The sequence below is a fragment of the Marinobacter sp. ATCH36 genome (assembly GCF_023555055.1).
In the GTDB taxonomy this organism is placed as follows: domain Bacteria; phylum Pseudomonadota; class Gammaproteobacteria; order Pseudomonadales; family Oleiphilaceae; genus Marinobacter.
In genome coordinates, this window is sequence record NZ_JAMJPL010000001.1 from 346,603 (window position 1) to 358,878 (window position 12,276).

Here is a 12,276-nt window from a genome sequence, read left to right on the forward strand (position 1 = left end):
TGCGCGGGTGATGACACTCCGCGCTTCCATTCAAAAGCTATTTGCCGCTGCCTTCTCGCTTTGGCTGCCGGTTATTGCCGCGGCAGAGGGTTGCGGGGCCTCCGCTACAGCGGTCTCTGGAGTTCAGGGAGAAGGTGCCCATTCACCACTCGCCGGCCAGAGCGTCACCGTGGAGGGAGTGATCACCATGGATGCCCGCCACAAGGACGGATTCCGTGGTTTTTACCTGCAGCAGGCCGACGACGAAACCGACAACAACCCGAAAACCTCCGAAGCGCTTTTCGTCTACACTGGCCGCTCTGCGGGCAGCCAGGGCCAAAGGGTGCGGGTATCCGGGCGGGTAAAGGAATTTCATGGCCTTACCGAACTCACTGACGTAGACACCCTGCTGGTGTGCGGCCCCGGCCATATGCCAGAACCCGTTTCCGTCAGGCTGCCCTGGCCGGATGGCCAGAGCCCGGAACATTTTGAAAACATGCTGGTTACCATCTCGGGTAATCTGACCGTGATTGATCACTATAACCTTGCCCGCTACGGCGAACTCACGCTTGCGGCCACTGACCAGATCATCCCCACGGAAATCATGGATCCCGGGCCCCCTGCCCAAGCACTTTTCCACTCTCAGCAACGAAACCGGGTGCTACTTGACGATGGCAAAGGCGAAAGGGATCCCCGGCCAGTGCCCTGGCCAGCGGGGACACTCTCCGCAGACAACACGATTCGCGCCGGTGACCGCGTAAACCAGCTTTCAGGAATCCTGGATTTCCGATTCGATGCCTGGCGAATACAACCACTGTCACCACCTGTGTTCCAGATCGCGAATCCCCGCCCTGACGCGCCGCCTCGGCCAGAATCTGCAATGCTTAGAATAGTCACCCTGAACCTGGGAAATCTTTTTAACGGCGATGGCCGGGGCGGAGGATTTCCCGCCCCACGCGGAGCAAAATCCGCCAGGCAATTCGAACAGCAGTTGAGCAGGCTGGTAACTGCGATGAAAGCTCCGGATCCTGACATCATTGCGGTGACAGAACTGGAAAATGACGGCTATGGCCGCCACAGTGCAATAGTCGATCTGACCAATGCCCTGGGAGAGCACTGGCGTTACGTGGAAGCAGACAACAAAGCCGGAAGTGATGCGATTCGCACCGACCTGCTTTATCGCAGTGACCGGGTAACGCCCCAGGGTGGGGCCCACCGCCTGAGCTCAGCACCTTTCAGTCACCGCGGCAGGCCCCCGGTTGCCCAGGTATTCCGGCTGGCGAACGAAGACCGCGCCTTACGCATTATCGTGCCCCATCTGAAATCCAAAGCCTGTCGTGGCGCCAAAGGCCCCGACCGAGACCAGAACGACGGTCAGGGCTGCTACAGTCACAGCCGTGAAGAGGCCACCCGGGCCATCCTCCACTGGATCGAGTCACTGCCACAATACGGCAACCTGGCCGGCACCCTGATCACCGGCGATATGAACAGCTACGCGAGGGAAACGCCGCTGCGGTTGATGGCGGAAGCGGGCTACATCAATGCCGTTCGACAGTTTCAAAACTGCGACCAAACTGCCTGCAACCAGACCAGTTATCGCTACCGGGGACGCAGCGGCACCCTTGATTACAGCCTGATATCGGAGGGACTCGCCAGACGGCTTGTCGGCGCCACAGCCTGGTCAATCAATGCCGACGAACCCCGGGCGCTGGGTTACAAGGGCCCCGTTCCGGTTGCCGCAGACCAACCCTGGCGCTCTTCGGACCATAATCCCGTCATAACCGACTTCGCCCTCTGACTGCAACCGTGCTCCGCGGCCACTGCTCCTGGGCAGACAGCCCTGCACGAGCCGTTAATTGGCCTACATATCCCATTGCCCCGTCAGCGAAGTCATGGGGTGCCGAGGCGGTACAGGTCATAATCATGCAAGACGTTTCATCCCAGAGATAACAACAACAGGAACCGTGAGGAAATTCCATGCGCGCCTCAGTATCAACCACTCAGGATCTGGGCATGCCGGCCATTTATCTGCATTTGCTGGCGGAGCTGTTACGCACCATCGGAGTTGACGAGAAGGCGCTGCTGAGGCGTGTCGGCTTTGACCCGGTGCGGTTGCAATCCACGAATCTGCGGGTAAGCCAGTCCCAGGCCAGTGAGTTCGTTACCCGTGCCATCATCGAAAGTGGCGAACCAGGGCTCGGCATCATGCTGGCACGGGAACTGAAGCTACCGCTGCACGGAGCCCTGGGAACGGCTGTAATGAGCAGCCGCACTCTGGAAGAGGCCCTTGAGCTGATGACCCGCTACCTGACCCTGAGGGCCCCACATCTTCAGGTCAGCGGTCGCCAGCAGGGAGACCAGGCGGTTTTTGCCATTGCCTGCGACATCGATCTGGGACCACTCCAGGGTTTTATCATGGACGCCATGCTGTTTGGTTGCGCGTCGATGGGTGCCCAGCTCACGGGAGCGCCAGTGGCCGGGTCCTCCATCCACCGTCGTGGTCCGGAACCCGCTTATTTCTATCGCTTCCGCCGGCAGATTCCAGTGCCGGTGGTCTATGGCGCCACCGAAGACGCCATAGTAATTCCGCGCCAACAATTGGCATTGCCAATTCGTTTTACCGACGACCATCTGGCAGCCTCATCAAGAGCACAATGTGAAGAAGCATTGCGACTGCTTACCGAGGATGCAGGCTTCGCCTGCCGGGTACGACGGGTGATTGAAACCAGCCATCCTTTTCCACCAAAACTGGCGCGAGTTTCCGCCACACTGTTTGTCTCCGAGCGAACTCTCAAGCGCCGGTTGCAGGCGGAAGAGGCAAGCTTCCAGCATCTGGTAGACCAGGTACGGCTGGAGCGGGCCGGTGAACTGCTGGAAAAAACCACCATGAATCTGAGCCAGATTGCCGATGCGCTCGGTTACGCCGACGCCGCCAATTTCACCCGCGCCTTCAAACGCTGGACTAGCCAGAGCCCCAGCCAGTACCGTCACCGGGAACGGGCAGCACCTGCAGCCACAGGCTCCATCCGGGCGATGGCCTGATCGGTCAGTCGATGCCGATAATCTTGTGCATTTGCAGGGTCAGTCGCCACTGCGGATGGGCCAGGCAGTAATCGGTCGCCTTGCGGGTATTGCTCTGTTTGACGGGATCTGACTCGCCTTCCGGAAGTGTTGGCGACGCCATAGGAGAAAGAAAGTAGTGACGGGCCTGAATATCCGTAAAACGCTCGGGCATGGCCAACGGCTGGGGATAGATCACTTTCAGTTCATCACACTGGCGCAGCACCACCGGTGCATCGGCCTTGGGGCTGACACACAGCCAGTCGATACCAGCAGGCGCTGGTAAAGTGCCGTTGGTCTCCACACCCACTTCGAAGCCGGCCCGGTGGAAAGCATCGACCAGTTCCTCATCCAGTTGCAGCAGGGGCTCGCCGCCGGTACACACCACATAGGGTTGCCCCGGCGCGTCCGGCCAAAGACTACGTACATGGGCAGCCAACGCATCTGCGGTCTCGAACCGGCCACCATTCTGACCATCGGTTCCGACAAAATCCGTATCGCAGAAATTGCACACCGCGCTGGCCCGGTCTTTTTCCCGGCCAGTCCACAGGTTACATTTACTGAAGCGGCAGAATACCGCAGCCCTGCCAGCTTGTGCACCTTCCCCCTGCAGCGTGTAGAACGCCTCCTTCACCCGATACATCAGCTGGCTTCCTCGTAAGGCAACGGGTCTGACAGGCCGTTGTTGGCAAAAGCCTCCAGGCGCTCCACACAGGAGCCACATCGGCCACAGGCTTTTTCACGGCCGTTGTAGCACGTCCATGTATTACTGTAATCGAGCCCCATTTTCACACCTTCCGCCAGGATGGCTCCCTTGTCAGACCCCATAAATGGCGCATCAATACCAACCGGCTCATAATTGGCCACCCGGCAAACAGCGTCCATTTTTTCCACGAACTCCGGCCGGCAATCAGGATAAATGGCGTGATCTCCCCCATGAGCGCCATACCAGACAGCCACCGCTCCGGCGGTGACCGCATAACCGGTGGCCAGCGACAGCAGGATCATGTTGCGATTGGGCACCACGGTGGCTTTCATGCTCTCTTCTGCGTAGTGCCCTTCAGGCACAGCGAGATTGTCGGTCAACGCAGACCCGGCCATAACCCCGGCAAGGGCGCGAATATCGATTACCTTGTGGGGAATCGCCAGCCCGGAGCATTCACGCCGCGCACATTCCAGTTCACGGACATGACGCTGGCCATAATCGAACGACAGGGCGTGAACGTTGTATCCGCGGGCACGGGCGAGATGGAGCAGGGTAAACGAGTCCATGCCCCCAGAGTAGATTACAACAACGGTATCGGTCATCAGGGAATTCCGGTTCTGTTCCCACGGCCAACAGGGCCTTTAAGGGATCTGAAACATGAGTGGACTAACATCCGTGGACATATTGTAACAGTGCAAAGCCATCATGGGTTCGCGTCTGCGGGAGTGGGCGGGTAAACTCATCAAACAGTTCATCAACGAAACATCTGACGGAATGACACCTGAATCCAGTCCAGCGTTTATTGATTTCGAGGCTTCGAGCCTTGATCTGATCTCAAGTTACCCCATTGAGGTCGGTATCTGCTTACCGGATGGCACGCTGCACAGCTGGCTCATTCAACCCCATGTCCTTTGGCAGGACTGGTCGGAAAGTGCGGAAAAGATTCATGGTATTACCCGGCAGACCCTGGAACAGGAAGGCCTGTCAGTTTCCGAGGTGGCGGCCAGCCTGAATGATCTGCTTTCCGGCCAGGTGTTCTGTGATGCCTGGACTTTCGACAGTTTCTGGCTCCATCGCCTGTTCCGCGCGGCCAACATGCGGGCGAAATTTCAGCTTGAGTCCGTTTCCATGCTGTTGGATGCCGACCAGGTAAGGCGATGGGCGTCCTCTCGCCAGCAGGTGATCAACCAGCTCGGACTACCCGTACACCGTGCCGCCAACGACGCCCTGATACTGCATAAAACCTGGGAAGATATTCAACTGCTCGCTTCTGGCTCAGTGCTTTGAGCGACCGGTTCTGGCCGCAATCACTTCCAGTCCGTCCCGCAACGTATTCAGCGTCCAGTAGGTAACCAGCGCCATCAGCGCGGCTCCGACAACGGTGAACGAAAAATCATCTCCTACAATCTTGCTCTGGGCAAGGACCATATAGCCAACCAACACCAGCAGCAAAACAACTTCAACTATGGCATGTATCTGGAGTCTGGCTTGTGCTGATCCGTTTTCATCGGACATTTGCTTCGGTTTCAACCTCTGAATCTGGCAATATTGAAAGTTAGTTAGTGTACGAATTATCACCAAAAAATACCGGGACGTCTGTACGAACTAGTGGCTACGGGGTTTCCACAATGGGCCGTTGCACGCGGCCGACTGCATCAGAAAAATTTACGGAGTCGAAAAAAAAACGCAGCCCGTTGGGCTGCGTATAAAGGAGAGATCCATTCAGTGCGTCACTGATAAATGGTGAGCACCAGAGGATTGCACAACGTAAAACACGTGACGGAACGAATTATGATCAGGTTTTCCGGCGGCGTCTGTAGGGGTTTGCCGAAGCACTTTGCCTATTGCAAAGCCTTTGGCAAGCGATACACTGGTAGCAGTACCGAAGCGAGAGTAACCGGTGAATCCACCGGCAAAGAGCCCGAAGATATGTCCAGAAATCAGGAGCATTCAGTGATCGCAGTGCTTGAAACCACCGCACACCGGAACAACGGGAAGTGCACACACATCATGGTGAAGACTATCTGACGGCTTTCGGTCCAGTCCCGGGAGCCATTGGAGCGACCGGGCGAGCCTCTCCGCAAAAACCCCGGTTGCCCAAGGCACCGGGGTTTTGTTTTTGCAGCAGCAAAACCACAAGGAGAAGATCATGAAGAGACATCCAACAAAAGCAGCAACTCAGCCGGCAAGCAGCCGCATTGGGCCCATCAGGCGCCCCGAAAAGCTGCCGCTGCTGGATGCAATCTGCAAAAAACTGAATCAGCGAGTCAACCTGGATGACGAACAGCGGGTACTCGGCTTGTACGAAAGGGGCTGGATCTTCAAAGGTGTGCTGGGCAACACCAACGATGCTGAAGCCCGGTACCTGAGGGCGCTTGCTAACCGCTACAATTCCTGGATCGCGCGGCAGGTCGCGTAACGAAGTACTTCCGGGCCGGGCCGTCAGTGCTGACGGTTCAGGCCCTCGAGCATGGCGGAGTCCCCGCTGTGCACCATCGCATAGTTATTGACCACGTCGTAAATCTTCTCCTGGGAGTAAGGCTTTACCACGTAACCGTTAGCTCCGGCACTGATGGCTTTCTGGATACTGTCAATGGAATCGTCCGCGGTCACCAGCACGATATGCTGGTTTCTTTCTGCGGCCTTGAACTCTTTCATCAGTTCATGACCGTTGCCATCCGGAAGCCCCAGGTCCAGCAGGATGATCTGAAACTCAGCCTCACCAAAAGCCGCACGGGCACCGGCAATGTCTTCCCGCTCAACCACCGTGGTCGCACCGGCGTTGTATAACATACCCACCAGCCTCTCCCTCATGACCGGTTCATCTTCCACCACCAGTATTCTGAGATCGTTCATACCCTGCCTCCTGATTCTGTTTGATACCCGGGCACTACCCTGTGCCTCAGAGGGGATCATCACCGGTTCGTCTTGGGATCGCCAGCGGCTCATGCTTCACGGTTTCAGGCTCCCATTTATCACCACTATCCGGGTGCATGCCGCCATGACCGGCAGAATCCGGCACGGATCGGGTAAGAATATTACTGATACTCACCGCGGTCGTGTAGAGGGAAATGGCAATGATCAGCAGAATGGGCTGTACAAAAGCGACAAAGCCGGGCACTTCACGGTTGCCGGTTATACTGAGCATCAGGATGATGGCTGGCCCGAGAACCAGAAACAGCGTCAGGGCAATAAAGAAAACGATGCGCTCCTTGTAGCGGCCAAGATCACGGTTGCTCACCAGGCCCAGTACGAATTTGCCGATAGCCAGACCCGCCAGTATCGATGCGGCAATGCTCAGGTCCGGTCGCAGTAACGTTTCGTAGAGCTGGCCATCCCACAACCGTTGCATACTGATCACAAGAAACGGGAAGAGAACAAACAGGATGTCGGCATAGGTACCGTACATCATGCTCAACGAATGCTGTGCACTAGGCGGCTGGTTTTCGCTCATTACTAGGATTTCCTGTTGTTGGCGGTGGCGGCACCCATCTTCATGATTGTGTCTCCCGGGCCTGTAACGCCAGTTCGATCATGTCATTCAGGGTTTGCAGTTCACTGTGAACCCGGTCCCAGTCTGGCCGTTCAGCCCTGGTACAGGCTTCCAGTATACCTGCCTGTCGTGTCATCTCCGGGTAGCCCATGGCACCTGCTGTGCCCTTGATCTGGTGGGCCTCGGTTTGCAGATGCTCTCGGTGAAGAGCACTGGCCGCCTTGCACATCAACTCTTGTCGGTTCCCCAGCCCGTCCAGAAAGCGCTCGGCCAGATAAGCAATATCCGCATCACTGGCGGCAGCGTTATCTTCTTTATCCACATCCACAAGATAACGATTCAAGACCATCAACAGATGGTCTTGGTCGATGGGCTTGTTCAACACCCCATCGCACCCAGCAGCCAGGAGGGCGTCATTCTCGGACTGATCTCCAGCGGTAAAAGCGATGATCGGGCGGCGAAAGCCTGCCTGGCGCAATAATCGGGTAGCTTCCATCCCATCCATTTCTGGCATGTGACGGTCCATCAGTACCAGTTGCACGGAGTCCGACAGCGCACTGCGTACCGCCTGATCACCGCTGGCCACGGTAATGACCTCCAGACCCTGAGCCCGCAGCATTCGCTCCACCAGCCGGCAATTGTCTTCGTTGTCCTCGGCCACCAGCACTGTGCCGGAGTATCGGCGGGCACCACCCTGCTCAGTCTCCGGCCTTACCACCATATAACGTGCCAGCGCTTCGTAAAATCGCTGTTTGTCGATGGGCTTGGCCAGATGATCATTGCAGCCCGCCAGCCGATAATCGGCAATGTCCTCCGTCATCACATTGGCGGTGAGAGCGATAACCGGGGTATTGAGACCCGCCTCGCGAAGGGCTGCTGTTGCATCTCGACCGTTCATGACCGGCATCTGGATATCCATCAGAATAAGATCGAACGACTCCCGCAATGCAAGATCCAGCGCTTCGGCACCGTTATTGACGTTCACCAGTTCCGCGCCGGTCCGGCTTACCAACAGGGACACCAGGCGACGGTTCACATCGTTGTCTTCCGCCAACAGAATACGCCCGGATAACCGGGGCGCCACCACCATGGGAATGTCACGCCGGCGCTGTGACAGTTCCGACGCATCGCGCAGAAAATGAACACCTTCCAACGGTCCGGTATCAATGGATAGCTCAAATTCGCTACCTTCACCGTAGGTGCTGGCCACCGAGATGTCGCCACCCAGCAATTCCGCAAGTCGGCGGGAAATACTCAGACCCAGGCCGGTGCCACCGTATTGCCGTGCAATGGCCGCGCTGCCCTGGGCAAAGGGATCAAACAACCGGCCCAACTGCTCCGGCTTCATTCCTATCCCTGTGTCGACCACTCTGGCGACCAACTTATAGTGTTTGCGATCGCAGCGGACATTAAGGGAGATAGACCCTTTTTCCGTAAATTTAAGCGCATTTCCACACAGATTGATAATAATTTGCCGGAAACGGGTTGGGTCGGTAGCGATCTGCTCGGGCAACGGGAATTCGCAGATAACATGGAACTCCAGCCCTTTTTCCCGTGCCCTGGGGGCGAAAAAGGCGCGGATTTCGTCCAGCAGTTCCGGCAGGTCGACCGAAACCACATCCACATCCAGCTTGTTGGCGTCAATTTTGGAGTGGTCGAGGATATCGTTGATCAGGTCCAGCAGATGCCGTCCACTGCGGACTACCGTTTCCGCACTGCTGTGTTTTTCCCGCTCTGTGAGGTCCGGGTCAAGGAGGGTTTCACCGTAACCGATGATAGCCGCCAGCGGCGTTCTGATTTCATGGCTCATGTTGGCCAGGAACTGGCTTTTGGCCTCCGCCGAGTTACGGGCCAGTTCCTTCTCCAGGCGTTCCTGCTCCCGTTCACGTTCAATGCGTTGGCGCTGGTGCCGTTCAGTGGCATCAATACAGGTACCCTCTAGATGGGCGGGTTCGCCGTCGTTGTCATACACCGTGTGAAGGGAAATAGTCGCCCATCGCTCCTCACCGGAACGGGTATAGTAACGCGCTTCAATACCCTTGACGGTACCCCGGGATTCCAACTGTCCGATCACCCAGCGGCGCACGCGCTCATCCGCAAAACAGGTCTCCAACGCATCCGGATTCCGGTCGAGCAGCTCACGGCTGCTGCCGTATCCCATCAGTTTCGCCATTGCGGGATTGGCGGTGACAAAACGCCGGTCCAGGGACATCTGGAAAACACCCTCGATGGCGTTATCGAACAACGATTGGTATCGGCGCAGGTTGGCCAGAGCCCGCTGACTCCATCCCAGCGCCTCACCCTGGACCTGCTTGATGCGATCAGCCAAAGCAAATGAGAAAAGGATAATCTGGGCTGTCAGCCCGAACTGCGGGGCATAGGTGGTGAACATGTTCAGCGGCAGATAGCCCATGACGGTGAGGCCGTATATGCCGAAGCCCACCAGCGCCAGCGTCCAGGCAAAGAAGTAGGATCGTGCCGCCGGGTTGTAGTAACGCCAGGACAGGTAGCTGACCACAATCAGGATCATACTGAGCAGAATCGAAGCCAGTACAATCCACTCCATCGCCGTGTGATACGGCAGAAACAGGGACAGCACAAAAGTCGCGATAATGGAGTACAGGCAAAGCTGGATAACCTTGTCCAGATCTGCCGATCGCTCCCGGGTTTCCAGCAGTGAGCGGGCCATCAGCAGGCCCCAGAACCAGGTCATGATGATCTGGTAGTGCAGATATTCCTTGTTCAGGAGAGCAGGACGCTCTTCCAGGAGCTGAATGCCATGCACCTGTTCAGTGGCAATGAACACCGTGGCAGATACCAGGTAGAGCACATAGTAGATATTGCTGCGCTCCCGCACGGCGACTGCAACAAACAGGTTATAGGCCAGAATAGCCAGAATGCTGCCCAGCAGGATGCCGCGCACGGCTTCGTCCACCGACACTTTTTCGATATAGGCATCCGGATGCCAGAGTGTGATCGGCAGCCGAAAAGTGTTGGTATTGGTGATTCGAAGATAGATGCGTGTTGAGGTACCCGGCTCCAGGGACAACCTGAACGTGGGATTGGGCACCGCCAGGTCACGCCCGGACCAGTCACCCTGGTAGCCGGCGCGGCGCTGCGCCACCAGTTCACCGTTCTGGACCACGTAAAGCACCACTTCATCCACCAGAGGCAGTGCCAGCTCAAGGATCCAGTCAGTCAGGGCGGCACCGGCACCTACCTGCAGGTCAAACCGGGCCCAGAAGGCAGACTCTGTATAGCCGAAATTCAGCACTCCGCCCTCGTGGCGGGTAAAGGTTGCGGCGGTATCACCCACGATGTCATTGAAACTCAGATTATGCTCGGGGTCTTCCAGATACCAGATACAACTACCGAGGTCGCGCACACTGGCGGTAGCGTCGTTCAGCCGGATTTCGCCGTCCTGACAGCGCTCCTGCGCCATAACCGAAGCGGGGATGACAACAGCCAGTAGCACAAGCATCAGACTCCTGAGCCACCGGACGTGACATTTCCATTGCTGCAAAATGTGATCTCCGCGAGGGCAGATGCCTGTTATTTGATTTATTGTCAGCTGTCATGCGGGTGGCCGGAGGTTTTAGCGGCAACACCGCCAAACACTTTAGCGTTTTACTGACGAATACGCACCTCGGGGTCACATGAAATGAGACATTCCTGCATTTTAGCCACCATACCGCTAATGGCGCTGTTTCTGGCCGGTTGTGGGCCGGAATCGTCTTCAGGGAGCAATTTTCGCAACCCGGCCGAGAGTGTTTCTCTATCTTTCAAGAGCTTCCAGCTCAGGAACCAGGAAGGGTTGCCCGAGATCCTGCCACGAACCATTTTCTTCGACTTCTACCGCGGACTTGAGCCCGCTGATGGCGAAGATGACGAGGGTGTTGCCGCCCAACTCCGTGAACGTCTGGACTTGTTGATGGGCCTCACCGCCACTGACGATGGCACCAGTTACTCCAGCGCCCGCAATCCACTGGATTTGCTGCACCATGTGATTGCCTCCAATCAGGTCGACAACTTCAATCAGGGCCGTCGGCTGATGCAGGACAGCATCACTGAAGGTGAAGGGGCACGGTATAACACCCCTGACACGAATGCGCTGATCCGCTTCACTGAAACCGGGAACAATAATGGCGGAGAACCCGGTCCGGATGAGCATTGGGTCTATACCCTTCTGGACTGGACCAGCAACCCACGGATGAACAAGATCTTCCGTGCTACCCAGTTTATTGCCAGGGAACCGGAAGACGGCGACAGCAATCCTCCGGAAGTCAGAAGTGCGCTTTGGAGCGGCCGTTTTCATGGCCCGGATTTCTCCGTCAGTGGCTACAACCAGCCGGAGTTTTCAGCAACCAGCCTGACGGGAAGGGAACTGGGTAATGCAGAACTGAGAAAGGAATTCGTAGGCGATCAGAAAGACACTCTGTCACTGACGAAAACCTCCGGTATTACAGTCCAGAACGAAGAACCGGATTGCATCCGGGTCGTGGTGGATTACCTGGATTCAGAGGTGCGGATTTTCACCTCAAAGGGCGAGGAACCCAACAACGTGGACGAGGAAACAGAAACGTCTTCCCCGAATCCGGAGCACTGCGGCAACCAGCAGATTGGCAGCGAAGCCATTCTCTATCACTCTGAAGGCATCGAACAGCGTCAGTAACCGGCACTTTCCTGCATGTTCCAGTTCCTGAGAAAGCCCTTTTTGCGGTCGATCATCCGCTCATAGGTGGAGATCATGATGGCTGCATGGGGGGCTTTGATCAGTCGCAGGGTTTCGATGCGGCGTTCCAGACGCTCTACTTCCGTACTGATCTGCTGGCAAATGTGGGAGCGAACACTGTCGTGATGGTCGAGCTTAACCGGGCGAAGCTGCTCCGGCCAGGGCTGTATATGCGGGCTTTTGTCCATGATCGTCCTCTTCCATTGAGTATTAATGATCAATACGCCGAGACCTCTGGTTCCATGCGTTATCGCGAGGTTCTACATAATACTGCACAACTGTCAGACAAACTTCAATAAAAATGAA

The 12,276-nt window shown here is 56.7% G+C and carries 13 protein-coding genes; 6 read left to right on the forward strand and 7 right to left on the reverse strand.

Features of this window, described 5'->3' with window-relative positions:
* Positions 1 to 10: 10 nt before the first annotated feature.
* On the forward strand, positions 11 to 1,777 hold the full coding sequence (locus M8010_RS01530) for an ExeM/NucH family extracellular endonuclease (RefSeq protein ID WP_250087135.1): 1,767 nt from the start codon (positions 11 to 13) through the stop codon (positions 1,775 to 1,777).
* A gap of 179 nt (positions 1,778 to 1,956) precedes the next feature.
* Positions 1,957 to 3,021, forward strand: coding sequence for an AraC family transcriptional regulator (locus tag M8010_RS01535; protein WP_250087138.1), 1,065 nt, complete (start codon positions 1,957 to 1,959; stop codon positions 3,019 to 3,021).
* A gap of 4 nt (positions 3,022 to 3,025) precedes the next feature.
* Here the strand turns inward: M8010_RS01535 and queE are convergent, their stop codons facing one another.
* The gene (gene queE, locus M8010_RS01540) at positions 3,026 to 3,682 is read right to left on the reverse strand and encodes a 7-carboxy-7-deazaguanine synthase (RefSeq protein ID WP_250087140.1); all 657 of its coding nucleotides are present in this window, start codon (positions 3,680 to 3,682) and stop codon (positions 3,026 to 3,028) included.
* Positions 3,682 to 4,347, reverse strand: coding sequence for a 7-cyano-7-deazaguanine synthase QueC (queC, locus tag M8010_RS01545; RefSeq protein ID WP_250087144.1), 666 nt, complete (start codon positions 4,345 to 4,347; stop codon positions 3,682 to 3,684). The genes queE and queC overlap by 1 nt, the downstream gene beginning before the upstream one ends.
* Before the next feature lie 172 nt (positions 4,348 to 4,519).
* On the opposite strand from queC, the gene M8010_RS01550 reads away from it, so the two are divergent.
* A complete protein-coding gene (locus M8010_RS01550) occupies positions 4,520 to 5,032 on the forward strand; it encodes a 3'-5' exonuclease (protein ID WP_250090082.1) in 513 nt (170 codons plus the stop codon).
* On the opposite strand, the gene M8010_RS01555 is transcribed toward M8010_RS01550, so the two are convergent.
* On the reverse strand, positions 5,021 to 5,260 hold the full coding sequence (locus tag M8010_RS01555; RefSeq protein WP_250087146.1) for a hypothetical protein: 240 nt from the start codon (positions 5,258 to 5,260) through the stop codon (positions 5,021 to 5,023). The two genes, M8010_RS01550 and M8010_RS01555, sit on opposite strands and share 12 nt — an antisense overlap.
* Positions 5,261 to 5,536: 276 nt before the next feature.
* Between M8010_RS01555 and M8010_RS01560 the strand changes: the two genes are divergently transcribed.
* Both M8010_RS01560 and M8010_RS01565 read left to right on the forward strand, forming a co-directional pair.
* Positions 5,537 to 5,773 (forward strand): hypothetical protein, encoded by a 237-nt coding sequence (locus M8010_RS01560; protein ID WP_250087148.1) that lies wholly within the window; start codon positions 5,537 to 5,539, stop codon positions 5,771 to 5,773.
* A gap of 121 nt (positions 5,774 to 5,894) precedes the next feature.
* Entirely contained in the window at positions 5,895 to 6,164 is a 270-nt protein-coding gene (locus tag M8010_RS01565; protein ID WP_250087150.1) for a hypothetical protein, read from the forward strand.
* A gap of 23 nt (positions 6,165 to 6,187) precedes the next feature.
* On the opposite strand, the gene M8010_RS01570 is transcribed toward M8010_RS01565, so the two are convergent.
* The 3 genes from M8010_RS01570 to M8010_RS01580 are packed head-to-tail and all read right to left on the reverse strand — an operon-like array spanning position 6,188 to position 10,719.
* A complete protein-coding gene (locus tag M8010_RS01570) occupies positions 6,188 to 6,601 on the reverse strand; it encodes a response regulator (RefSeq protein WP_250087152.1) in 414 nt (137 codons plus the stop codon).
* A gap of 46 nt (positions 6,602 to 6,647) precedes the next feature.
* A complete protein-coding gene (locus M8010_RS01575; protein WP_250087154.1) occupies positions 6,648 to 7,199 on the reverse strand; it encodes a hypothetical protein in 552 nt (183 codons plus the stop codon).
* 40 nt (positions 7,200 to 7,239) lie between these two features.
* Positions 7,240 to 10,719 (reverse strand): response regulator, encoded by a 3,480-nt coding sequence (locus M8010_RS01580; protein WP_250087155.1) that lies wholly within the window; start codon positions 10,717 to 10,719, stop codon positions 7,240 to 7,242.
* 180 nt (positions 10,720 to 10,899) lie between these two features.
* Between M8010_RS01580 and M8010_RS01585 the strand changes: the two genes are divergently transcribed.
* Entirely contained in the window at positions 10,900 to 11,910 is a 1,011-nt protein-coding gene (locus tag M8010_RS01585) for an LPS-assembly lipoprotein LptE (RefSeq protein ID WP_250087157.1), read from the forward strand.
* On the opposite strand, the gene M8010_RS01590 is transcribed toward M8010_RS01585, so the two are convergent.
* Positions 11,904 to 12,158: a hypothetical protein gene (locus M8010_RS01590; protein WP_250087159.1), complete on the reverse strand. Its 255-nt coding sequence runs from the start codon at positions 12,156 to 12,158 to the stop codon at positions 11,904 to 11,906. The genes M8010_RS01585 and M8010_RS01590 overlap by 7 nt on opposite strands.
* Between the last annotated feature and the right edge of the window lie 118 nt (positions 12,159 to 12,276).

Bases quoted from the DNA above. Each gene is read 5' to 3' on its own strand.
- M8010_RS01530 (WP_250087135.1), top strand. From the start codon at position 11: ATGACACTCCGCGCTTCCATTCAAAAGCTATTTGCCGCTGCCTTCTCG.
- M8010_RS01535 (WP_250087138.1), top strand. From the start codon at position 1,957: ATGCGCGCCTCAGTATCAACCACTCAGGATCTGGGCATGCCGGCCATT.
- queE (WP_250087140.1), bottom strand. From the start codon at position 3,682: ATGTATCGGGTGAAGGAGGCGTTCTACACGCTGCAGGGGGAAGGTGCA.
- queC (WP_250087144.1), bottom strand. From the start codon at position 4,347: ATGACCGATACCGTTGTTGTAATCTACTCTGGGGGCATGGACTCGTTT.
- M8010_RS01550 (WP_250090082.1), top strand. From the start codon at position 4,520: ATGACACCTGAATCCAGTCCAGCGTTTATTGATTTCGAGGCTTCGAGC.
- M8010_RS01555 (WP_250087146.1), bottom strand. From the start codon at position 5,260: ATGTCCGATGAAAACGGATCAGCACAAGCCAGACTCCAGATACATGCC.
- M8010_RS01560 (WP_250087148.1), top strand. From the start codon at position 5,537: ATGATCAGGTTTTCCGGCGGCGTCTGTAGGGGTTTGCCGAAGCACTTT.
- M8010_RS01565 (WP_250087150.1), top strand. From the start codon at position 5,895: ATGAAGAGACATCCAACAAAAGCAGCAACTCAGCCGGCAAGCAGCCGC.
- M8010_RS01570 (WP_250087152.1), bottom strand. From the start codon at position 6,601: ATGAACGATCTCAGAATACTGGTGGTGGAAGATGAACCGGTCATGAGG.
- M8010_RS01575 (WP_250087154.1), bottom strand. From the start codon at position 7,199: ATGAGCGAAAACCAGCCGCCTAGTGCACAGCATTCGTTGAGCATGATG.
- M8010_RS01580 (WP_250087155.1), bottom strand. From the start codon at position 10,719: ATGCTTGTGCTACTGGCTGTTGTCATCCCCGCTTCGGTTATGGCGCAG.
- M8010_RS01585 (WP_250087157.1), top strand. From the start codon at position 10,900: ATGAGACATTCCTGCATTTTAGCCACCATACCGCTAATGGCGCTGTTT.
- M8010_RS01590 (WP_250087159.1), bottom strand. From the start codon at position 12,158: ATGGACAAAAGCCCGCATATACAGCCCTGGCCGGAGCAGCTTCGCCCG.